The 21,564-nt window shown below is 50.8% G+C and carries 21 protein-coding genes; 11 read left to right on the top strand and 10 right to left on the bottom strand.

Features of this window, described 5'->3' with window-relative positions; translation table 11 throughout:
- Positions 1-31: 31 nt before the first annotated feature.
- A complete protein-coding gene (gene era, locus IEW06_RS07395) occupies positions 32-925 on the bottom strand; it encodes a GTPase Era (RefSeq protein ID WP_187733251.1) in 894 nt (297 codons plus the stop codon).
- Positions 926-1,118: 193 nt separating this feature from the next.
- Here era and hemH point away from each other — a divergent pair, with 193 nt between their 5' ends.
- Positions 1,119-2,159: a ferrochelatase gene (gene hemH, locus IEW06_RS07390; RefSeq protein WP_188547847.1), complete on the top strand. Its 1,041-nt coding sequence runs from the start codon at positions 1,119-1,121 to the stop codon at positions 2,157-2,159.
- Positions 2,160-2,276: 117 nt separating this feature from the next.
- A complete protein-coding gene (locus tag IEW06_RS07385) occupies positions 2,277-3,080 on the top strand; it encodes a sulfite exporter TauE/SafE family protein (RefSeq protein ID WP_187733252.1) in 804 nt (267 codons plus the stop codon).
- 39 nt (positions 3,081-3,119) lie between these two features.
- Here IEW06_RS07385 and IEW06_RS07380 read toward each other — a convergent pair whose 3' ends face one another.
- The 4 genes from IEW06_RS07380 to glmM form a co-directional block, all read right to left on the bottom strand.
- Entirely contained in the window at positions 3,120-3,650 is a 531-nt protein-coding gene (locus IEW06_RS07380; protein ID WP_187733253.1) for a PRC-barrel domain-containing protein, read from the bottom strand.
- 76 nt (positions 3,651-3,726) lie between these two features.
- The gene (locus tag IEW06_RS07375; RefSeq protein ID WP_187733254.1) at positions 3,727-4,386 is read right to left on the bottom strand and encodes a hypothetical protein; all 660 of its coding nucleotides are present in this window, start codon (positions 4,384-4,386) and stop codon (positions 3,727-3,729) included.
- Positions 4,387-4,600: 214 nt separating this feature from the next.
- Positions 4,601-5,752, bottom strand: coding sequence for a cysteine desulfurase family protein (locus IEW06_RS07370; RefSeq protein ID WP_187733255.1), 1,152 nt, complete (start codon positions 5,750-5,752; stop codon positions 4,601-4,603).
- Between the two features lie 113 nt (positions 5,753-5,865).
- On the bottom strand, positions 5,866-7,260 hold the full coding sequence (glmM, locus tag IEW06_RS07365) for a phosphoglucosamine mutase (protein ID WP_188547845.1): 1,395 nt from the start codon (positions 7,258-7,260) through the stop codon (positions 5,866-5,868).
- 180 nt (positions 7,261-7,440) lie between these two features.
- Between glmM and mazG the strand changes: the two genes are divergently transcribed.
- The 9 genes from mazG to IEW06_RS07320 all read left to right on the top strand — a co-directional run bounded on the left by mazG (position 7,441) and on the right by IEW06_RS07320 (position 15,592).
- Positions 7,441-8,274 (top strand): nucleoside triphosphate pyrophosphohydrolase, encoded by an 834-nt coding sequence (gene mazG, locus IEW06_RS07360; protein ID WP_373285345.1) that lies wholly within the window; start codon positions 7,441-7,443, stop codon positions 8,272-8,274.
- Positions 8,275-8,550: 276 nt separating this feature from the next.
- A complete protein-coding gene (locus IEW06_RS07355) occupies positions 8,551-9,426 on the top strand; it encodes a MotA/TolQ/ExbB proton channel family protein (protein ID WP_223284737.1) in 876 nt (291 codons plus the stop codon).
- 65 nt (positions 9,427-9,491) lie between these two features.
- The gene (locus IEW06_RS07350) at positions 9,492-10,121 is read left to right on the top strand and encodes an ExbD/TolR family protein (protein WP_187733256.1); all 630 of its coding nucleotides are present in this window, start codon (positions 9,492-9,494) and stop codon (positions 10,119-10,121) included.
- A gap of 14 nt (positions 10,122-10,135) precedes the next feature.
- Positions 10,136-10,657, top strand: a complete 522-nt coding sequence (locus tag IEW06_RS07345) for an ExbD/TolR family protein (protein WP_187733257.1) — start codon at positions 10,136-10,138, stop codon at positions 10,655-10,657.
- Positions 10,654-11,481 carry an energy transducer TonB gene (locus IEW06_RS07340; protein ID WP_223284738.1) on the top strand — a complete coding sequence of 276 codons (828 nt, stop codon included), beginning with the start codon at positions 10,654-10,656 and terminating at the stop codon, positions 11,479-11,481. The genes IEW06_RS07345 and IEW06_RS07340 overlap by 4 nt, the downstream gene beginning before the upstream one ends.
- Before the next feature lie 212 nt (positions 11,482-11,693).
- Positions 11,694-12,530 carry an energy transducer TonB gene (locus tag IEW06_RS07335; RefSeq protein ID WP_187733258.1) on the top strand — a complete coding sequence of 279 codons (837 nt, stop codon included), beginning with the start codon at positions 11,694-11,696 and terminating at the stop codon, positions 12,528-12,530.
- 220 nt (positions 12,531-12,750) lie between these two features.
- The gene (locus IEW06_RS07330) at positions 12,751-13,008 is read left to right on the top strand and encodes a hypothetical protein (protein ID WP_187312035.1); all 258 of its coding nucleotides are present in this window, start codon (positions 12,751-12,753) and stop codon (positions 13,006-13,008) included.
- Entirely contained in the window at positions 12,989-13,948 is a 960-nt protein-coding gene (locus tag IEW06_RS07325) for a PstS family phosphate ABC transporter substrate-binding protein (RefSeq protein ID WP_187733259.1), read from the top strand. The genes IEW06_RS07330 and IEW06_RS07325 overlap by 20 nt, the downstream gene beginning before the upstream one ends.
- 45 nt (positions 13,949-13,993) lie before the next feature.
- Positions 13,994-15,592, top strand: a complete 1,599-nt coding sequence (locus IEW06_RS07320) for a tetratricopeptide repeat protein (protein WP_187733260.1) — start codon at positions 13,994-13,996, stop codon at positions 15,590-15,592.
- Positions 15,593-15,673: 81 nt separating this feature from the next.
- Here the strand turns inward: IEW06_RS07320 and IEW06_RS07315 are convergent, their stop codons facing one another.
- The 5 genes from IEW06_RS07315 to uppS all read right to left on the bottom strand — a co-directional run bounded on the left by IEW06_RS07315 (position 15,674) and on the right by uppS (position 21,499).
- Positions 15,674-16,735 (bottom strand): RluA family pseudouridine synthase, encoded by a 1,062-nt coding sequence (locus tag IEW06_RS07315; RefSeq protein WP_188547843.1) that lies wholly within the window; start codon positions 16,733-16,735, stop codon positions 15,674-15,676.
- A 95-nt stretch (positions 16,736-16,830) separates the two neighbouring features.
- Positions 16,831-17,457, bottom strand: coding sequence for an OmpH/Skp family outer membrane protein (locus IEW06_RS07310; protein ID WP_229743065.1), 627 nt, complete (start codon positions 17,455-17,457; stop codon positions 16,831-16,833).
- 41 nt (positions 17,458-17,498) lie between these two features.
- The gene (locus IEW06_RS07305; protein WP_187733263.1) at positions 17,499-18,182 is read right to left on the bottom strand and encodes an OmpH/Skp family outer membrane protein; all 684 of its coding nucleotides are present in this window, start codon (positions 18,180-18,182) and stop codon (positions 17,499-17,501) included.
- Between the two features lie 38 nt (positions 18,183-18,220).
- A complete protein-coding gene (bamA, locus tag IEW06_RS07300; protein WP_188547841.1) occupies positions 18,221-20,743 on the bottom strand; it encodes an outer membrane protein assembly factor BamA in 2,523 nt (840 codons plus the stop codon).
- 9 nt (positions 20,744-20,752) lie between these two features.
- On the bottom strand, positions 20,753-21,499 hold the full coding sequence (gene uppS, locus IEW06_RS07295) for an undecaprenyl pyrophosphate synthase (RefSeq protein ID WP_187733264.1): 747 nt from the start codon (positions 21,497-21,499) through the stop codon (positions 20,753-20,755).
- Positions 21,500-21,564: the final 65 nt, after the last annotated feature.

The raw sequence follows: 21,564 nt of genomic DNA, 5'->3' as shown, positions 1-21,564 counted from the left end.
GAGCAGTGTGAAACTGCTTCCTCTTACTTATTTATTGATAGCCAAACCGGCTCAACGCTTTCGGGTCGGTGCGCCAGTTTTCGTTGACTTTTACGTGGGTTTCTAGGAACACCTGCTTGCCGAAGAACTTCTCCATTTCTTCCCGCGCCCAGGTGCCTACTTTTTTTAAAGCTTCGCCTTTGTGCCCAATAATAATTCCCTTCTGACTCGCCCGCTCCACATAAATCGTGGCCCGGATGCGAATAATTTTCTCGTCTTCTTTGAACTCCTCTACACCCACTTCGCAGCTGTAAGGGACTTCTTTTTTATAGAGCTTGAAGATTTTTTCCCGAATCATCTCGGCGGCAAAAAAGCGCTCCGGCTTATCGGTTAGCTCGTCTTTGGGGTAATATGGCGGGTGCTCAGGCAAACGCTCCAATACCAGTTCCAGAACACGCTCGGTGCCTAAAGCATTCAATGCTGATATAGCTAATACTTCGGCGGCGTTGGGCAGCTGCTCGCGCCAGTAGGCAAGTTTGGCTTCCACTTCCACCTGCTCGGCCTGGTCAATCTTATTAACCAACACGATTACCGGCGTTTCGGCCCGGCGCAGGCGCTCCACTACGGGCTCTTCGTCATGCTTTTCATAGATATCCGTGACGAACAGAATCACGTCGGCATCTTCCAGCGATGAATACACGAAGCTCATCATGGCGTTGTGCAGCTCGTATTTGGGCTGAATAATGCCGGGCGTATCGGAGTAGACGAGCTGAAAATCGTCGCCGTTCAGGATGCCCATGATGCGGTGGCGCGTCGTCTGGGCTTTGCTGGTAATAATGCTGAGCCGCTCGCCCACGAGCACATTCATAAGCGTGGATTTGCCCACATTGGGCTTGCCAATGATGCTTACAAAGCCGGCGCGGTGCGGTTTAGGTTCGGGATTCACGAGGATGCTGCTGAAAATGAGGCTGCAAAGGTACGGCTTTCGTACGAGTGAACCGTGGTGTCCAATAGGTTAGGTATCAGAATCAGGCTGCCAGACTTTTAGTCCGATTATCTGTTCCTACTTTACGCCTTCCTAGTTAGCGCAAACCATTGGGGTTCTACCTTTGTATTGCGTCCGACGTTCTGTACTGTTTATGCCTGAAAATGCCCCCCAGCGCCGTATCGGCGTTTTACTCGTCAATCTTGGTACGCCCGACTCGCCCCAAACCAGCGATGTACGCCGTTACCTCAACGAATTTCTCACTGATGGCCGCGTAGTAGATATGCCGGCCGCTGTGCGCTACCCCTTGTTTCAGGGGTTGGTAGTGCCGTTGCGAGCCCCGAAATCGGCCAAAATATACCAGCAGCTCTGGACCGAGCGCGGCTCTCCCCTGCTCTTCCACGGCCTCGATTTGCAGAAACTGGTGCAAGAGAAGCTGGGCTCACAATACGTGGTGGCCTTCGGGATGCGCTACCAGAACCCCAGCATCGAAAAGGCGCTGGAAGAGCTGCGCGAGGCGGCCGTCGACCGCATTATTGTGCTGCCGCTGTTTCCGCAGTATGCTTCGGCCAGTACGGGCTCAGTGCAGCAGAAGGTGATGGATATTGTGCGCAAGTGGTGGATAGTGCCGAGCATCAGCTTCATCAGCTCCTTCGCCGATGACCCAGGCTTTATCGACACCATTGTGGCCTTAGGCAAGGCTGAAATGGCTAAGCGCGACTACGACCATATCGTGTTCAGCTACCACGGAATTCCGGAGCGCCACGTGCTGAAAGGCAGTTTCAACGGCTACTGCCAGCTGGGCAAATGCTGCAATACGTATAATAAAAACAACCGCTACTGCTACCGCGCCCAGTGCTTCGCTACCTCGCGCCTAGTGGCAAAAGGCCTAGGATTAAGCCCTGACCAATATACTGTGGCGTTCCAGAGCCGCCTGCAAAGCCGCCTCCGCGACCCGTGGCTACAGCCCTACACCGATGAGGTTCTGAAACCGCTGCCCGCCAAAGGCTTCAAGAACGTACTGGCTTTTAGTCCCGCATTCGTGGCCGACTGTCTGGAAACCACTATCGAAGTTGGGGAAGAATTTAAGGAGCTGTTTGAGGAAGCTGGCGGCGAGCATTGGCAGTTGGTACCGTCCCTGAATACCCACCCGCTTTGGGTAAACGCTGTGACGGAAATGATTCGCCATAATTAACCTACTCTACTGCTTAAAGACCTAACCTCTATGCCCGAATAGCCAGTAATTATTCGGGCATAGAGGTTTTTAGCGCCTTAATCAAGCACCAACAGGACGTTTGCGATACTATTGAGTATGATTGGGTTGACGCTAGCTATTTCCTGGGAGCAGATATGGGAAGTGGTGAGCAGTGCCCAGACGTTCTACCTATTTGTGGCTATTGGGTTCGTGGCCCAGCTCCTTGATGGGCTACTAGGTATGGGCTATGGCGTGGTCACGGCTATCAGCCTGATGTCGTTGAATATGTCGCCGGCGACGGTGAGCGCGAGCATTCATACGGCTGAGATGTTTGCCAGTGGCGCTTCCGGCTACAGTCATTACCGGCGGGGCAACGTTAATCGGCGACTGTTCAAGGCGTTGCTGGTGCCGGGAGTGCTGGGGGCCGTAAGCGGGGCCTTGCTGCTTTCTTATTTTGGTCAGCATTTCTCCGCTTGGGTAAAGCCCACGTTAGCAGCGTATCTATTACTTCTTGGATTGCGCATTTTGCGACAGGCTTTTCAGCAGCCGGGCCCTTCTCGTCCCGTAAAGCATATTGGCTGGCTGGCCGGCGCGGGGGGCTTTTTAGACTCGTTTGGCGGTGGCGGCTGGGGCCCCTTGGTTACCAGCACGCTGCTTATGCGAGGGCGCGCTCCCCAATATGTCATTGGCTCCGTCAGCCTCACCGAGTTCTTTGTCACCTTCGCCAGTGCGCTTACCTTTTTTACTACTCTTGGCTTTTCGCACTGGCAGGTAGTACTGGGGCTGATTGTGGGAGGTATTGCGGCGGCTCCTTTGGCGGCGCGCCTTGCCGGGAATCTGCCCGTTCGTTGGATGCTCGCGGGTGTGGGCCTGATGGTTATCGTCTGGAGCCTTTGGACTCTTTACAAGGCCTTTGGCTAATCAACGCTTACGCCACCTAAAAAAGCCCCCCAGAGTCAGCTAAACAATGTTTCCGTGCTGGTCGCGCTTACGGAAGGCATTTAACTCAGCAGGCCGCCGATTCTGGTAGAAGCGCTGCTCATCGTAGGAAGGCTGATTGTAAAAAGCCGCAGAGCCGGCTTCAGGCAAAGGCAGCTTCAGGGCCCGTAGCATGGCCTCTTCGTAGTCGCGGCTAATTTGAATCTCGGAATAAGGCGGGTACTCCATTACCGATTCCATCGTCAGGGCTGGTACAAACACGTTATCACCCTCTTCGTCTAGGGCAGCCACGCCAATGGGCAGTAGAATATGGCGCTCGTTTTTGTTTAAGCGCAAATTGCTGCTCAGCTCAATATCGAGGTAGCGCACCTTCAACGCATCTTCCTCAACTATTAGCTCTGCTACTTCGCCAAATTTCTGTCCGTCGGCGCCGCGCACGCTCCAGCCGCGCACATCGGGGCTGCTATCTGCTACTTCAAACTCAGTTAAGTCGCGCAGACGCCGCAGGTGCATACCCTCAGCGGGTGGAATTGGGGCAGAAGTTGTTTCCATGGTTAAGCGAATGAAAGTCAGATAGATAAACAACGGTGATCCTGGGAAAACCCGTTGGACTACACTGGAAATGAAATCAGGAAGCAGGCTTACTTAATGTGCCAACCACATCGGCGGCCCGCACCAGAAACTCCTGTACCGCGGGCACTTCCGCCTCGGTAATCTGATTGGGCAACTCGTCAGCGCGCTGTACCAGTTCTGCAACAGGGCGCGCCAGGGCGGGATAAGCTTTTTGCTGCATTGCCTGCATTAAAGCAGCCGCTGCCACCAAACCCGGCCGTATACCGGCCTGGGAGGTCTCGCTCAAGCGGCTGGTGGCACTGGTCAGGTCGTTGCGCTTCTCCGTAATGTTGCTGTCGCGCAAGTCGTTGCGGTCAGTTAAGTCAACGAGGGTAGCTGTGAGCAGTTGGAGGCCACGACGCGCGTAATCGGGAGTATCATCCTCATCAGCCGCAAACCGAGCCAGCTCTTCGGCTGATGCCGGCGTTTCTTCAGCGGCCATATCCGTTACGGCTTGCGTGCCGCCATCGGCGGGCGGAGGCGTAGCGCGCGCTTGTGCCTCGGCCTCAGCATCTGTTGGGGCAACGGCGCCAGTTGCAGGCGGAGCAGTAGCGGTGGGCTCCGAATCGGCGCGCAGCAGGAAGTAAGCTCCTACGGCCAACGCCGCCAGCACCAGCAACACCAGCAGCCACGGGCTGAACGAGTTCTTTTTGCGTTGAATATTTATCTCAGCCATAAGTCAGGTTAAAGCAAGTCTGTGGAAAGCAGTACGGACGGCAGCCAAAATAGGTACTGAATGCAGCTGGCAGCCATATGCAGGGGCGTTAAAGGCACGTATTAAAACATTGTAATACATAGCTTTAACGCACCGTTTAGTTATTATTACAGAAGCAAAATAGCCCCCCAGACTGGCCTGGGGGGCTATTTTATTTATATAGAACGCGCCACACTTAAGCCGGCACTTTCCGGTACATCTTGGCTAATTGCTCCACGGCAAATTTTACTTCCTCTGCCGTATTGTACTTACTCATGGATAAGCGGATAGCCCCACGCTTGGGGTCACAGTTTAGCGCGCTTAATACGTGCGAACCCGCGTTGGCGCCGCTCGAACATGCCGATCCTCCCGATACCGACACCCGATTAATATCGAGATTGAAGAGCAGCATCTCGTTGATGTCCGAAGGCGGCAGGCTTACATTCAATACCGTATACAGGCTCTGATCGGCGTCGGCGGAGGTGCCATTGAACTGCACATCCTCAATTTCAGCTCTTAGTGAGGTTATGAATAAGTCTTTCAAGCCCTGAATATGACGCTGGTGGTCCGCCATGTCCCGATAGGCAATTTCCATAGCCTTGGCCAGACCCACAATGCCATATACGTTCTCCGTGCCAGCCCGTACGTTGCGCTCCTGAGCGCCGCCATGAATAAGCGGCGTAACCTGCGTACCGGAACGGGTATAGAGGAAGCCGACTCCTTTCGGGCCGTGAAACTTATGCGCCGAACCGACCAGGAAGTGCGTTTTTAGCTGCTGCACGTCATGGCGATAATGGCCCATGGTCTGCACCGTATCCGTATGAAAAACCGCGTCGTGCTGCTGACATAGCTCAGCAATAGCCTCGACGTCGTTGATGTTGCCTATCTCATTATTGGCGTGCATCAGACTCACAAAGGAGCGCGGGTGCGCGGCCAAAAGCTCAGCCAGATGCTCCATATCAAACCGGCCGCGCTCATCGTGGCGCAGGTAGCTCAACTGTATATCACCGCTTTTTTCCAGCGCCTGCAATGTATGCAACACGGCATGGTGCTCTAAGGGCGAAGTAATTGCATGACGCAGCCCCAGCGTACGAATACTCCCGAAGGCAGCATAATTATCGGCCTCAGTGCCACCCGAGGTGAAGGAAATCTCTGCCGGCGCCGCATTTATCAGATGTGCAATGGTTTTGCGCGCATTCTCGATAGCTGCCCGCACCTGTCGCCCATGACCATGAATGCTGCTTGGGTTGCCGAAATGGTTTTGCAGAAAGGGCATCATAGCCTCCAGCACCTCGGGGTCGAGAGACGTGGTAGCGGCATTATCGAAATAAACGGCTTGCTGAGACATGAGGGCTAAGAGGTGAGTGCGGAAAGGGGAGAAGTGAGACTCGTCGGAGGCTCATACAAAGCCATAAAGTACAGAGAGTCTCACTTCTCACCTCTCCGTACTCATGTCTACTTTTATGCTTTCGTTGAGAGAATCTCTTTGATGTCTCCGATGATCTTGTTGGCCAGATGGTCGGCGGTAGCATTCGACTCAGACTCCGCGTAAATGCGGATAATGGGCTCCGTATTGGATTTACGCAGATGCACCCACTCTTTATCAAACTCTATCTTGACGCCGTCGATGGTATTGATGGGCTGCTTGGCGTAGCGCTGCTGCACCTGCTCCAGAATCTTGTCGGTGTTGATGTCGGGCGTCAGCTCGATTTTGTTTTTTGAGATGTGATAATTCGGATAGGACGCCCGCAAGCGCGTCATCGTCAACCCAGATTTCGCCAGGTGAGTCAAGAATAAAGCAATGCCCACCAACGCGTCGCGGCCGTAGTGCAACTCAGGGAAAATGATACCCCCGTTGCCTTCGCCCCCAATAATGGCGTTGGTTTGCTTCATCATATTCACCACGTTTACCTCGCCTACGGCAGCGGCGGCATAATTGCCCCCCAGGCGCTCCGTCACGTCGCGCAGGGCGCGGGTACTGCTCAGGTTACTTACGGTGTTACCGCCACCGTTCTGCTTGAGCACATAATCGGCCACGGCTACCAAGGTGTACTCTTCGCCGAACATTTCGCCGTTTTCGCTTACCAGCGCCAGGCGGTCCACATCGGGGTCAACCACAATACCAAGGTCATAGCTGCCTTTTTCGAGCGCCCGTGCAATATCGCGCAGGTTTTCGGGCAATGGCTCGGGGTTGTGGGCGAAATCACCGGTAGGCTCACAGTGCAGCTTCTCAATTTTTTCAACACCCAGCGCCTCCAGCAACATAGGCACAGCCAAACCGCCGCTGGAGTTGACGCAGTCAATTACCACCCGAAAGTTTTTGGCGCGGATAGCCTCTGCGTCTACCAGGGGCAAGGCCAGCACGGCTTTTACGTGCTTTTTAAGAAAGCTGGAATCAGTGCTGTATTGCCCGAGCTTATTTACCGGCGCAAAATTAAATTGCTCTGCATCGGCTAAGGCTAATACTTGCTGACCATCCTGTTCAGAAATAAACTCGCCTTTGTCGTTGAGCAGCTTCAGCGCGTTCCACTGCTTAGGGTTGTGGGAGGCAGTCAGAATAATACCGCCACCGGCTTTTTTGGCGGGTACCGCCAGCTCTACGGTAGGCGTTGTACTCAGGCCTAGATCTATTACGTGAATACCTAAGCCCTGCAAAGTGGCTGCTACCAGCTTGCTCACCATTTCGCCCGAAATGCGGGCATCGCGGCCAATAATGATGGTGTTGTTCTGCGTAGTGTCCAGTACCCACGTTCCGAAAGCGGCAGCGTATTTTACTACATCGATAGGCGTAAGCCCGTCTCCTGCTGCGCCTCCGATAGTGCCCCGAATACCCGAAATTGATTTTATTAGTGCCACAAGCAATGATTATTTTAAGTCGCAAAAGTAGACAAACGCGCTGCTTTCTCTATGAAAGTAGTTTTAGGACAACGACAATTTTTAGTCCTTAAATCTTTTTTCAACGTTGATGACCGAGCGTTCTTGCCTGCGCCATCACTACTCTATGCAGAAAGAGACCGTATATTTGATTTAATGGAAATGTCTTCTCCTTCACGTCGTCCCGAGCAGTTAGCTGCCTTTAGCCGTCTACTGGACGTGCTTGAACGGCTACGCGCTGAGTGCCCCTGGGACCGTAAGCAAACCATGCATAGCTTACGGCACCTCACTATTGAAGAAACTTATGAGCTCTCTGATGCCATCCTGCGCGATGACTTAGCGGATGTGCAAAAGGAACTTGGCGATGTATTTCTGCATTTGGCCTTCTATGCAAAAATCGCCTCCGAAAGTGGCCGTTTTGATATTGCCGACGTTTTGAATACCCAATGCGAAAAACTAATTTTTCGTCATCCGCACATTTATGGCGACACGCAAGTGGCGGATGAGGAGGAGGTGAAGCGCAACTGGGAGCAATTAAAGCTGAAAGAAAAAGGAAACACCTCGGTGCTGGGTGGAGTACCCGTATCATTGCCAGCGCTGGTAAAAGCCATGCGCATCCAGGAAAAAGCACGCGGGGCGGGCTTCGATTGGGAAGAGCCGGCTCAAGTATGGGAGAAGGTACAGGAAGAATTAGGCGAGTTCGGAGCCGAATTTGCCCCCCAGAACGCTGACTCTATTGATTCGGAGCGTGCGGCGAGCGAGTTTGGCGACTTATTATTTTCGCTTGTAAACTTTGCCCGCTTCGCTGGAATTAACCCTGAAGAGGCTTTAGAACGTACCAACCGTAAGTTTATTCAGCGTTTTCAATACCTTGAAACAGAAGCCGCCCGCGACGGACACCAACTCACCGATTTAACCCTGGCAGAGATGGATACGTACTGGGAAAGGGCCAAAAAACTACCTGCGTCAACTACCTCCAAGAGCGGTGGGAAATAGCTTTTTTTTAAGTTGCACACCGTTTTAAACCGTTTAAACCCATATTTCATTTGGCGGCGCGCTCGTTTTTATTTAGGTTTGCCAAGCATAGACCTTCTGAGAAACTAGGCCCCGCGCACGAGCAGACCCATATTTTATCTCCATTATTGGGGGCCAAATATGAGGGTGAGCGGGGCCGCCGTCGTCTTTAGGCTATTCTTTTTTCACCAAATACCCCATTCATTTTCTCCTTTACCTCTCAACCTTTCACTACCAACCCCCTAATCCTCCGGCACAATGGAACAGAAGAATGCCATGAACAAGAACGTGCGGCCTGCCGCCGCTACCGCTGCTCCTAAGGACGACGCGAAAGGCGGATCAGCGTTCGCCGCCATCGTAATTCCGTTGGCACTTATAGTATCGATCATCATCTACCAGTTCGTATTCGGAAACGGTGCTAACTTCCAAGGCGGTAATAACGAGAACCACCCACTTGAGGGCAACTACCTTGGCATCGTGTACAAGGGGGGCTTTATTGTACCCATCCTGCTCACTTTGTTCTTGCTCGTTATTACGTTCTCCATCGAGCGTTACCTGACCATCGGTAAGGCCCGTGGCACGAAGAGCATCGAGAGCTTTGTACGCTCTATCCGTCAAAAGCTGAACGTGAATGACATCACGGGTGCATTGGCCGTTTGCGACCAGCAGAAAGGTTCAGTAGCTAACGTGGTAAAAGCTGGTTTGCTGAAGTACCAGGAAATGTCGCGTGAGCGTGGCATGGACAAAGACCAGAAGATCCTGTCAATCCAGAAAGAGATTGAAGAATCTACTGCCTTGGAATTGCCTATGCTGGAGAAAAACCTGGTTATTATCTCTACTATCGCCTCGGTTGCTACTCTGGTAGGTCTGTTGGGTACGGTAGCTGGTATGATCAAAGCCTTCTCGGCTCTGGCACAAGCCGGTAACCCTGATGCTACTGCACTTGCTAACGGTATTTCGGAAGCTTTGATCAACACGGCTTTGGGTATCCTTGGCTCGGCGCTGGCTATTATTGCCTACAACTACTTTACGAGCAAAATTGACGAGTTGACGTACAGCATCGACGAGGCTGGCTTCAGCATTATTCAGACGTTTGCCGCTCAGCACGGCGAAAAGGAAACTTACACGGCATAAGTTGCGGTTAACGCACTAAAGCTTAGGCTTCCTACGTTTCTGAATTCAAACTAACTAAGCCAGAAATGCCTAAAGTAAAGCCCCATAGAACGTCCCCCTCGTTGGATATGACCCCGATGGTGGACCTGGCATTCCTGCTGGTGACATTCTTTATGCTCACCACCAAGTTTGCCCCCGAGGAAGTAGTGATGGTGGACACACCATCCTCTACTTCAGATCTTAAGTTGCCGGAAACCAACCTTATTACCCTCTCGGTAGATAAGGACGGCAAAACCTATTTCGCACTGGACAGCGAGCCTGCCAAAATCTTGATGCTGGAAAAAGTAGGTGCCAAATATGGTGTCTCCTTTACTCCTCAGCAAAAGAAGCGCTTCGGCCAAATGACCAGTTTTGGTGTACCAATCCAGCAGCTTGGCTCTTTGCTCGACCGTAGTAAGGAAGAGATAAAGACTGTCAAGCAGCCCGGTATCCCAACTGACTCTACGAACAATCAAATTATTGATTGGGTGATACAGGGAAGAGCTGCCAACCAACAGCTCTTCAAGAAGCCGGTTTATATCGCCATCAAGGGTGATAATAACGCGGATGTACCGACGGTTCGCAAACTTATCAAGTACATGCAGGATAAGGACATCAATCGCTTCAACCTGATTACTGATTTGGAGATGAAGCCTAAAACAGTAGCCGGAAACTAACTGATCGTAGCGAAATGGCAGAAATACAACAACAAGCCGACTCCGGCGGAGGTGGGAAGAAACGGGCTAAGAAAATGTCGACCAAAATCGACATGACACCCATGGTTGACTTGGCCTTTCTTCTTCTTACCTTCTTCATGCTCACGACTACGTTCAATAAGCCGAACGTAATGCAGGTAACGATGCCGGTAAAACCAAAAGAGGGTGATCCACCGTCCGAGATTAAATCGTCGAACGCGATGACTATAATCTTAGGTGAAGCAAACAAGGTGTATTACTACGAAGGCCTATTGGCTGACGACGTAAAACCTGAGTTGCAGGTCACTAACTACGGTGCTACCGGTGTTCGTAAGGTGTTACTTGATCGGATGCGCCGCAATCCGAATACTGTAGTGCTGATTAAACCAGCCAGAAAATCAGTATACAAGAACATGGTTGATATTCTGGACGAGATGAATATCACGAACCAGAAGAAATACGCACTGGTGGATATTTCGCCAGCTGATACTGTACTTATAACGAAGTCAGGGCTATGATGGATAATGCGCAATTGGCCCGTGCTTCCTTCGACGATATCGTCTTTGAAGGTCGCAACAAGGCCTACGGAGCGTTTGTGCTCCGTCGCTTGTATAGCAAGCACCTAACCCGTGCCCTTCTCATTGGCATCGCAATCTTTGCAGTTTTAGTAAGCTTCCCCATTGTTGCCCGCATGTTTGAGAACAGTCGGGAAGTTGAGGATGCGAAGAACTTGAAGGTGAATGAGCTAATGGAAGCGCCGCCGCTTGATAAAGCGGTACCGCCACCACCACCACCACCGCCACCAGAGGCGCCACCACCGCCACCGCCAAAGCTCTCCACAATTAAGTTTACTCCTCCCGTCATCAAAAAGGATGAGGAAGTAGTAAAGGAGGAAGAAATTCCGGATCAGGAAGAGCTGAAGGATAAGGTGGTTGCCACTGAAACCGTAAAAGGAAACACCGATGAGGTGGACCTAAGCGGTCTGGAAGGCGACGGAGATGCAGCAGTAGCTGAAGTAGTAGACACGAAAGTGTATACCTACGTAGAGCAAATGCCGCAATTTCCTGGTGGTAATGATGCTATTGTTGGTGCCATTCAAAAGGCCATTAAGTATCCAGCATTGGCACTGCGCAACCAAGTAGAGGGCAAGGTTTTCGTAAACTTTACCGTAAACCCACAAGGTGAGGTAACGGATGTGAAAATCACCAAAGGCATTGGAGCCGGCTGCGACGAAGAAACCGTTCGCGCCGTGAAAACACTGCCAAGGTTCGCTCCTGGTAAGCAGAATGGCCGTGCAGTAAGTGTATCATTTACTGTTCCGGTAACCTTCGCTATCAAGTAAATTTCTTGCTTTCCGAAGCTTAAAACCCCAAGTAACCGCTGTGTTGCTTGGGGTTTTTATTTGTGAAAATATATTGATCGGCATGCATACTAGTTGAAATATATAGAGCGTTGAGGGTTTGAAAGCCAGAGCGGCAGTAATGGGAAGTGGATATTATATGGCTTGGGTAATGCGCGTTGCAGCCTCCTTTCACCTTTTAGCCTATACAACCCATGAAAACCCTCAATCTCCTCACTGCTACCCTCGACGATATCGTCTTCGATGGTCGCAACCAAGCGTATGGCGCCTATGTACTGCGTCGTCTATACAATCGGCACTTGGCGACGGCCTTAGCTGCCACATTGGCCCTTTGCTTAGCGCTGCTTAGCATTCCAATCCTGGTGCAACGCTTAGCTCCGGCTATTGCATACGCTACGCTTCCAACCGAGCCCGGGATCATCGAGCTTGAGCGCGTTATTTTGCCCCCCACTCCACCTCAACCAATCGCTCCCGTAGTTACGCCCCCCCCAACACGCGCAGTAGTCGTGGAGGCTAATCCAGCTGATGTAATCGCAAGAGTGGTACCGGATGAGCTGGTTACGAATCCCATCCTGATGGAAGAGGTTGTTGGTGAAACTACTCCTCCCGGAGCTATCGTTGGTCCGGTGCCTATTTCTGGCAGTAATACTGGCCTCATAACCGATATCCCAAGTATAGGCACTGATTCGGGCCAGACTGCCGCTGGATCAGTTACTAAGCCCTTCCTAACGGCAGAAGTAATGCCCGACTTTGTAGGTGGCCCGGAGGCGTTGCGCCGCTATATGCAGCGCAATCTGCGCTTTCCGAGTCAGGCGGCAAGTGCTGCGGTTTCCGGTCGTGTGTATATTTCCTTTACAGTAAATGCCGATGGCACCATCTCAGATATAGCCGTGATTAAAGGCTTAGGCTATGGGACGGACGAAGAGGCAGTGCGCGTAATAAGTAAAATGCCCCCCTGGACGCCCGGACGCCAAAACGATCATGCTGTCCCCGTGCGCTACACAATGCCTATTACCTTCCAGTATCAGTAAAGAGGTTCCTGAGCGACGAGCAAGCTTAGATCAGTAAGAAATGCAGCTTTTTTAACACGCAGCAAATCCAGGGGGCAAATCAGTGCTTCCTGGATTTTCTATATCTATCTGGCCTTAAAATATCCAGGATGATATATATTTTGGGCTGAGAGGCGAACAATCTACCTACTTTTATACGTTAAGGCACTAACTGAATAATTTTTCCCGTTAGATCACGCTTATGTTGAATCGCGAAACCACAGATGAACGCTTAGGAAAGCGCGGCGCTAATAATGTAATGCGCTACTTTTCTCTGTTCATGGCCTTAGCTTACATTAGCTTGGGCATCTTTCTTTGGTTTGCCTCGCCTGAGGCATTTTCGTTGTCGCCGGCCGTACAACGCACCCTGGGGGGCATTTTTGTCCTCTACGGAATTATTAGATTTGTCCGCACCTATCAGCAACATTTCAAGAAATCCAATGATACTTCTGCGCGCTAATTGGCGAGCAGCCGGCACCTTGCTTCTGCTCTCCGGCTTACTCACAACAGGTTGTAATCAAGGCAATCCGGCTGATAGAGATACACCTACCAGTGGCCGTCTCAATATCAGTGTAGATGAAACGTTTGAGCCTATCATGCGCTCACAGGTTGATACGTTTCAGAAACTGTATAAATCGGCTACTGTCACGGCGGTTTATAAGCCGGAAGAAGCCGTCATGCAGGATTTGCTAGCGGATAAGGTACGTGCCGTAATTGTTTCGCGGCCGCTGACAGATGCTGAAAAAGCAACATTTAAGCAGCAAACCATTACGCCTCGCGTAACCAAAATTGCTACTGATGGCCTGGCTATTATTGTGCACCCAAGCAACCCTGACTCGCTGCTGACACTAACCCAGCTTCGGGCTATTTTCACGGGTCAAACCCTGAAATGGACGCAGGTGAGCGGCAAAAAAGGACTAGGGGATATTAATGTGGTATTTGATGCGAACCGTTCCAGCACCACCCGCTATGTTCAGGACTCAATAACTCAGGGAACCCCTTTAACGAAACGGGTGTTCGCGGCAAAATCGAACCCTGAACTCCTCGATTACGTTGCTACGCATCCCGACGCAATCGGCGTGGTGGGTGCCAACTGGATAAGCGACCGTGACGACTCGTCGGTGCAGAGCTTTTTGCAAAAGGTGCGTGTAGTGGGCATCAGTGCTCTCGACAATCCTAAGTCACCTGACGATTACGTACAGCCATACCAGGCTTATCTGGCGCTCAAAACATATCCTTTGCGACGCGAGCTGTTTGTTATCAACCGAGAGGCAAGGACGGGACTCGGCAGCGGATTTGCTTCTTTTGTAGCTGGCACTAAAGGCCAATTGATTATTTTGAAGTCGGGACTGATGCCGGCCACAGGCCAAACGCGTATCGTGACAACTTCAACCAAGTAGACTTTAAACTCTTTTACTCACTCTTCTCCACTAACCCTTTTGCTCATGAACTTCAAGCCCTGGAAGCTTTCGTTCCTCGCTGCTTTGTCGGTTTCCGGCTCTGCCGCTTTCGCTCAGAGTGCGCAGACCGCCCAAAAGTCACTCGAACTGGAGCGCTATAGTGAAGCCCGTGCGGCGCTGACCCGTCAAGGCCAATCGCCTGAAGCAATGTATGAGTTGGGTCGCCTGTACCAAATGCGGGAAATGCCCGATTCAGCTGCTTTTTACTTCAGCAAAATCACCCCTAATGCCGATTCTCCGATGTCGTTGGTAGCCGCTGGTCGTGCTGCGCTGGCAAAAGGGAATGAGGCAGAAGCGGCAAGTCAGTTTGATAAAGCTGTGAAAGCCACCAAGAAAAAGGAGGCATTCAATACGCTGAAAATGATTGCCCAAGCTTATGCCGAATCTGACGTTAAGGATACGGCCAAGGCCATAGCCTATGTAAATGCTGCTCAGGCTGCCAACAAAGGCAAGGACGATTTGGGGCTTATGATTGCCCGTGGCGACATTTATCAGAAGTCTGAGAATGGCGGCGGTGAGGCAATGGGTAGCTACGACCGTGCATTGATCGTAGATCCGAACTCGGTGATGGCTAACTACCGCAAGGGCCAGCTGTATGTGCGCTCACGCAACTTCAACGAAGCCCGTACTTCTTTTGAGAAGGCAATCAGCCTCGATGCGAACTTCGCTCCTGCTTACCGCGACCTAGCTGAAATGTATTACTTCGCTAAGCAATATGACTTAGCGCTTTCTACCTTCCAGAAGTACATGTCGATAGCGGAGAAGACACCTAGCACGAACGCTAAGTACGCTTCTTTCCTGTACCTGACTGGCAAATACCCAGAGGCCCTGACCGAGATACAAAACGTATTGAAGACGGACCCGAACAACCTGACAATGAATCGTTTGCTGGCTTATTCTCTTTATGAGAACAAGCAGAACGACCTAGCCTTGCCAGCGATGGAGAAGTACATGAAGATGGCTCCTGCCAACAAGATTATCCCCGAGGATAACGTGTACTATGGCAAAATGCTGATGGGTGCTGGCCGTACGGATGAAGGCGTTGCCATTATCGAGAAGGCTATCCAAGCCAACCCAGATAAAGCTGGTGACCTTCAGAATGACTTAGCGCAGGCTTATATCGCGAAGAAGGACTACGCGAAGGCTATCGCTACGTATCAGGCTAAAATTGCCGCTCAAGGTGATAAGCCTGAGCTAGCTGACCAGATCTATCTGGCTCGTGCTTATGAGCAGAACAAGCAGTTCGCTGAGGCTGACAAGCTGTATAGCGCTGTAGCTACGGCTCGCCCGACCTACGTGCCTGTCTATCTGATGCGTGCTCGCGCTAACTTTGGTCTGGATCCAGATTCCAAGCAAGGTACTGCCAAGCCTCACTATGAGAAGTTTATTGAGGTAGCCAAAGCAAACGACCCGACCAAATACAAGGAAGGCTTGGTTGAGGCTAACAAGTACCTGGGCTACTACTATTATCAGAAAGGTGAGAAGGCCACTTCACTGCCCTACTGGAAGGAAGTAATCGCTCTTGATCCTAATGACACGCAGGCTAGCACCGCTATCAGCGAAATCACGAAGCGTAAGAAGTAACTCGTTTCAACGATCAACAAAAAAGCCCCCCAGCATATGCTGGGGGGCTTTTTTGTTGATCGTTGAAGTGCAGCAGCTTGATTAGACCTGCTCATCGGCAGCAAACTTTTCCCACTTATCCAGCACCGCAGCAAAATCGGCCGGCAACTCCGACTCGAAGTGTAGGTGCTGACCCGTATCTGGGTGCTCGAAGCCCAAAGATTTGGCGTGTAGGGCTTGGCGGGGCATTAGGGCAAAGGCTTTCTCAACAAAGGCTTTATAAGCGCCCGTACGCTGTCCATACAGTATTTTATCGCCGCCGTAAGTGGCATCCGAGAACAGCGGATGACCAATGTGCTTCATGTGCACCCGAATCTGGTGCGTTCGACCGGTTTCGAGATTGCATTGCAATAGGGCTACGTGCCGAAAGGTTTTGAGCACCTTATAATGCGTAACAGCAGGCTTTCCCTGTTCACCATCCGGAAATACGGCCTGTACCTTGCGGTCTTTTACGCTGCGGCCTACATGGCCCCTTATCGTACCTTCCATCTCCTTCGGAACACCCCACACCAGCGCCAGGTATGTGCGTTCAATGGTATGATGAAAGAACTGCTGCGAGAGGTGCGTCATTGCCCACTCCGATTTGCCTATTACCAGCAAACCCGATGTGTCTTTGTCAATGCGATGCACAAGGCCCGGACGTATCTCGCCGTTGCGGCCTGTAGGCAGGTTTTGCAGGTGGTGCGCCAGTCCGTTTACTAATGTGCCCTGCCAGTTACCGAAAGCCGGATGCACTACCAACCCGGCGGGCTTATTTACAATTAGCAGCGCCGAGTCCTCGTAAGGAATATCCAGTTCCATCGGTTCGGGCACCACCTTGAACTCGCGCGGAGGCTCCGGCAGCGTGATAGTAATAACATCGTGCGGCTTGATCCGATAGCTGGCCTTTACGACCTTTTCGTTCACTTGCACCGCTTCAGCCAGAATAGCATTCTGAATCTTGGTGCGGGAGGTATGCGAAAGCCGATTCAGCAAGAACTTGTCTATGCGCAGCATTTCCTGTCCCCGATCTACCTGAATGCGGTGGTGTTCATAGAGTTCATCGCCGCCTTCGCTGAGTTCTTCGTCAGTTAAATCATCGGGGGGCAAATTTTCAGTAAGCATAAGCTGATAGAATACTGGTGATTGCAAGCTTCAAAAAACAAGAAAGCCGGAACAACATGTTGTTCCGGCTTTCAAGATGAAAAGATGTTGAAGCCTTACTTCTTCTTGCCTTTTTTGGCTGGGGTAGTAGCCGGAGCAGCAGGCGTTGCCTTTGCAGGAGCCGGAGCAGCTTGTGCCGAGGCTTGGTTTGCACCAGGCGTTACGCCCATCTTCTTCAGGATCATGTCGGAAATGTCACCTTCTTTCGGACCGTGCAACAGCACTGGGCTAGCACCATCCGAATTCAGTACATATGTGTAGCCGTTTTCAGTAGCTACCGCGTCAATCGTCTTTTGCAGCTTATCCAAAGCTGGCTTCAGCAACGTTTGCTGCTTCTGCTGGAGTGAGTTGTCGGCGCTGCGCTGAAACTCCTGAATAGAGCCCTGCAGGCCAGTCAATTCCTTCTCCTTGTCAGCGCGTACCACATCAGTCATAGCACTGGCACCTTTCTGATAAGCCTCAGCCTTCGTCTGATAATCAGCAATCTTGCTCTTTAGCTGAGCTTCCAACTGCGAGCTGTATGCTTTCAGATCTGACTCGATCTGCTTGCTTTCAGGCATCTGGCTGAGCACATAGTCCACGCTAGTGTATCCGATCTTTAGCGAAGCCTGCTGCGCTAGGGTAGCCGTAGAAGTAGTGAAAATGAGGGCGGCCGCGGCCAAAGCAAAGCGGATTTTGTTCATGGTGGTCATTAAAAGGGAAGTTGCAAGTTAGAAAGTCAAAGTTAATTTTTTCGTTTTACCGGCTGAGCCGGTTGCCGGGTGCGGGGAGCCGGACGAGTAGTTGCCGGCACGTCGGTAGCTTCAGCATCTACTCCATCGGTGGGCGTAGCAGGTGTTTCTACCGTCTGGATTGAACCCTTAGTACCAGGTTGGTTTTTCTCTTCAGATGCCAAACCCAACTCCTCCAACACGAATTCAGTGTAGTCATGCACTGGATTTGTGTAAAGCATGGTTAAATCACCAGCCTTATCAAATACAATCGCCAACTGTTTTTTCTTAGCCACCCGTTCAATAGCTTCAAATACTTGGTCCTGAACAGGTTTGGTTAATTCTTGACGCTTTTTAAACAGCTGCCCTTCAAAACCAAAAATCTTATTTTGATAAGCTTTAATATCCTGTTCCTTTTTCAGAATTTCATCTTGCCGCTTCTTTTTTGCGGCTTCTGTTAGTAACACCTCTTCCGCCTGATAAGTGCGATATAGCTTATCAAGATCCTTCTTTTGATTCTCGATATCCTTCTGCCAGTTGCCAGACAGCGTATTCAACTCCTGCTGGGCAGCAGCATAGGCCGGCAATTTTCCCATCACGAATTCAGAATCTACATACCCGAATTTTTGCGCCTGAGCTGTAGAAGCCGTTAGCAGTACTGCTAGTGAAAGAACAAAAGAACAAAGTAGCTTTTTCATGGCGACGACTTTAGGAACCTAGCTAACTGGCTAATGAATTAGCGAATCTGCTGACCAATTATAAAGTGGAAAATACCTTCCTTTTTAGTCTGGCCAGGCACCGTATCAAGTGGCAGACCGTAGTCGAAACCGAGCAAACCGAATGCCGACATGAATATGCGGGCACCAACACCTACCGAACGATACAGCTTATAAGGATTGTAGTTGGTGTACTGGTCAAAAGAATTACCTGCTTCCGCAAAGCTCAAGACATATACAGTAGCCGCCGGATTAAGCGACACTGGATAACGCAGTTCCATTACGTATTTATTGTAAGCCACGCCCCCACTGGATGACTGCCGAGCCGTGGGAATTGCGGTGGCATCGCCGGGGTCACCATAGCCCCGCAAACCAATAAACTCGGTACCAACTAAGAAGTTGGCTGCTCCGCCGAAGCCCAATCCGGCACCACCCATCTTGAAACGCTCGAAAGGTCCTATCTGTCGGTCGGAGTAGGAGCCAATATAGCCGAAGTGCGCTCGTGAGTTTAATACCAGCTTGCCTACAATAGGCGTAAACCACGAAGCATCAAACATCCACTTATGAAACTCAACCCATTCATTCACGGAAGGGTGTGCTCCTTTGAACACCGAATAAGGAGGAGTCAGGTTGAGACTTAGTGACAGCGACGAACCGCGACGAGTGTACGTTGGATTGTCGATGCTATTGCGTGATAGGGTGGTATTCAGCGTGATATTGTTGGCATTACCCGTACCGTTCTGGAAAAACTCAGTGCCAAAAGCAGAGTAATTATTCAGCTTATATTGGCTAATGGAGAGCGAGTTAGTCAGCGTGAAGTAATCATCAGGAAAGCGTAACTGCCGTCCTAAGCCGATGGATGCACTATTTACTTTTATAAATCGATCTGAACTGGCATCTAACGCTTGACCCAGACGCTGAATGCTTTTATTCAAGCTAAAGGTGAGCGAATTACGCTTTCGGCCACCCAGCCAAGGCTCCGTGAAGGAAAAGGAATAAGCTTGGTACTGTAATCCATTGGCCTGAATATTCAGCGCTAGTCGCTGTCCATCACCGGCTGGCACAGGCTTCCAGTTGCTGAAATCCCCTGCTTTACGAAGCGAAAAATTGTTGAAAACCAAGCCTACTGTACCAATGAAGCCGGCAAAGCCACCCCAACCGCCCGAAAGCGTAATTTGGTCGGAAGGCTTCTCAACTACTGTGTAGTTAATATCTACGGTGCCTTCAGCAGGATTAGGGACAGGATTAATGCCGACTTTTTCTGGGTCAAAATAGCCAAGTGTAGAAATCTCCCGCTGTGAACGAATCAATAACTCCCGATTGAATTTATCACCCGGCAGCGTACGCAGTTCACGGCGCAATACATGGTCGCTGGTTTTGGTGTTACCAGCAATGTTCACTTCTTTAATACGAGCCTGAACACCTTCACTTATGCGCATCTCTAAGTCAATAGAGTCGCCTTCAATCTTGGTTTCAACCGCATCAATATTGAAAAACAGGTAACCGTCATTCATGTAGAGCGACTGCACATCCTGCCCAGTAGGGTTATAGCTGATGCGCTTCTCAAGCTCTTCCTTATTGTAAATGCTTCCCTTCTTGATACCTAGAACAGAGGCTAGCGTCTTATCATCGTACAGATAGTTACCGTTCCAAGTGATATTGCGGAAGTAATACTTTGGTCCTTCATCCACAGTAATCCGCAAGGCCAGACCGTCCTCCTGCCGAATTAAAGTATCCGAAACGATAACAGCGTCCCGGTAGCCTTCAGCATTATAGAATTCCAACAGTTTCAGCTTATCCTCTTCATATTCAGCGCGCTGGAATTTACCAGCCGTCAGCAGCTTATATGACTTCTTAGCCTTCGTTTTCTTTAGCTTCTTTTGGAGCTTGCCATCAGAAAACGCCTCGTTACCTTCGAAAGCAATGTCACGAATGCGGATTTTATCGCCTTTATCTACTTTAATTTTCAGTACTACACTATTCGACAAGCTCGAATCAGGTACCTGCGTGATGTTCACTTTGGCATCCAGAAAACCCTTATTCGTGTAGAATTTGCGGACCTGAGTGCGAGTGTTATTTAATAATGCGTCCGTAACCACCTTGCCCCGGATGAGCTTGATCTTGTCGCGTAGCTCATCACCCTGGCTCTTGCTGATGCCTACAAAATCGAACTTAGAAAGTCGAGGACGCTCACTCAGGAAAAAGTCGAGGAAAATACGCTGTCCGTCTATGCGGGTAATAGACACGCTCACATCACCGAGAATGCCCTGCTCCCATAAGCGGCGAATGGCTTTACCAATCTCCTCTCCTGGAATAGTTACCGGGTCGCCTACCCGTAATCCTGTTATTCCAATCAGCGTATTTGCATCCAGATAGCGCGCTCCACTAATAGTAATGCCCCCCAGCTCGTAACGCTGAGGCTCGGCAGGTGCTGATGCAGGTGCAGGCGTTTGGGCACGCAATTGTCCAACGCCAACTAATCCGAGCGACAATGTGAGGGCTAACACTAACAGCCTGATAAATTTATTGAGAGAAGCAATCATTCTAAAAACTTACGAAACGGTTAGTTGCTCACTGGTTTTGCCAAAACGGCGCTCGCGCCGTTGATAGGACTGAATGGCATCATAAAAATGTTCACGCCGAAAGTCAGGCCATAACAAATCAGTGATATAAAGTTCAGTATAAGCCAGTTGCCAAAGCAAAAAGTTACTGATACGCTGCTCTCCGCTAGTCCGAATAAGCAATTCGGGGTCAGGAATGCCCCCCGTAGCAAGGTATTGGGCTATGGTGGCCTCATTTACAGCGGCAGGCTCCAATCGGCCAGCGGCTACCTCTTCGCTAATGCGGCGCATGGCCTGCGTTAGGTCCCAGCGCCCGCTATAGCTTAAAGCCAGTACAAGCGTCATACGGGTGCCAGCGCGGGTCAATTCCTTCGCTTCGGCTAGTTCACGCTGACAGGATGCTGGCAAACTATCAATCTGCCCAATAGACTCGAGCCGAATACCATTTTTAAGTAAAGTCGGTGTTTCTTGGCGAATGGTATGTACCAGCAACTGCATAAGAGCCGTCACCTCATAGGCTGGCCGAGCCCAGTTCTCAGTTGAAAAGGCGTAAAGCGTTAGGTACGCGATGCCCAGTTCGGCGGCAGCCTCCACGGTATCCCGCACAGCTGTAATGGCGCTCTGGTGACCAAAAATGCGTAGGCCACCTTTTTGCTTAGCCCAGCGGCCATTACCATCCATGATAACGGCTACGTGGGCGGGTAAATTCTGAGAGTCAATTTCGGACCGAGAGGCCATTGCTATTTTTTGCGTAAAGAGGCTGCAAGTTACGCAAATGGTTGCATTTGCCTTCCGTCGGTATG

This window comes from Hymenobacter qilianensis, from assembly GCF_014638675.1.
GTDB classification, from domain to species: domain Bacteria; phylum Bacteroidota; class Bacteroidia; order Cytophagales; family Hymenobacteraceae; genus Hymenobacter; species Hymenobacter qilianensis.
Note: the sequence above shows the minus strand (reverse complement) of the source record. Positions and strands in the feature narration are given on the sequence as shown.

Bases quoted from the DNA above. Each gene is read 5' to 3' on its own strand.
- IEW06_RS07370 (WP_187733255.1), bottom strand. From the start codon at position 5,752: ATGTCTCAGCAAGCCGTTTATTTCGATAATGCCGCTACCACGTCTCTC.
- IEW06_RS07340 (WP_223284738.1), top strand. From the start codon at position 10,654: ATGATGGATAATGCGCAATTGGCCCGTGCTTCCTTCGACGATATCGTC.
- IEW06_RS07355 (WP_223284737.1), top strand. From the start codon at position 8,551: ATGGAACAGAAGAATGCCATGAACAAGAACGTGCGGCCTGCCGCCGCT.
- IEW06_RS07380 (WP_187733253.1), bottom strand. From the start codon at position 3,650: ATGGAAACAACTTCTGCCCCAATTCCACCCGCTGAGGGTATGCACCTG.
- mazG (WP_373285345.1), top strand. From the start codon at position 7,441: ATGTCTTCTCCTTCACGTCGTCCCGAGCAGTTAGCTGCCTTTAGCCGT.
- IEW06_RS07375 (WP_187733254.1), bottom strand. From the start codon at position 4,386: ATGGCTGAGATAAATATTCAACGCAAAAAGAACTCGTTCAGCCCGTGG.
- hemH (WP_188547847.1), top strand. From the start codon at position 1,119: ATGCCTGAAAATGCCCCCCAGCGCCGTATCGGCGTTTTACTCGTCAAT.
- IEW06_RS07320 (WP_187733260.1), top strand. From the start codon at position 13,994: ATGAACTTCAAGCCCTGGAAGCTTTCGTTCCTCGCTGCTTTGTCGGTT.
- IEW06_RS07315 (WP_188547843.1), bottom strand. From the start codon at position 16,735: ATGCTTACTGAAAATTTGCCCCCCGATGATTTAACTGACGAAGAACTC.
- IEW06_RS07305 (WP_187733263.1), bottom strand. From the start codon at position 18,182: ATGAAAAAGCTACTTTGTTCTTTTGTTCTTTCACTAGCAGTACTGCTA.
- IEW06_RS07310 (WP_229743065.1), bottom strand. From the start codon at position 17,457: ATGAACAAAATCCGCTTTGCTTTGGCCGCGGCCGCCCTCATTTTCACT.
- IEW06_RS07330 (WP_187312035.1), top strand. From the start codon at position 12,751: ATGTTGAATCGCGAAACCACAGATGAACGCTTAGGAAAGCGCGGCGCT.
- bamA (WP_188547841.1), bottom strand. From the start codon at position 20,743: ATGATTGCTTCTCTCAATAAATTTATCAGGCTGTTAGTGTTAGCCCTC.
- IEW06_RS07335 (WP_187733258.1), top strand. From the start codon at position 11,694: ATGAAAACCCTCAATCTCCTCACTGCTACCCTCGACGATATCGTCTTC.
- IEW06_RS07325 (WP_187733259.1), top strand. From the start codon at position 12,989: ATGATACTTCTGCGCGCTAATTGGCGAGCAGCCGGCACCTTGCTTCTG.
- IEW06_RS07350 (WP_187733256.1), top strand. From the start codon at position 9,492: ATGCCTAAAGTAAAGCCCCATAGAACGTCCCCCTCGTTGGATATGACC.
- uppS (WP_187733264.1), bottom strand. From the start codon at position 21,499: ATGGCCTCTCGGTCCGAAATTGACTCTCAGAATTTACCCGCCCACGTA.
- IEW06_RS07385 (WP_187733252.1), top strand. From the start codon at position 2,277: ATGATTGGGTTGACGCTAGCTATTTCCTGGGAGCAGATATGGGAAGTG.
- IEW06_RS07345 (WP_187733257.1), top strand. From the start codon at position 10,136: ATGGCAGAAATACAACAACAAGCCGACTCCGGCGGAGGTGGGAAGAAA.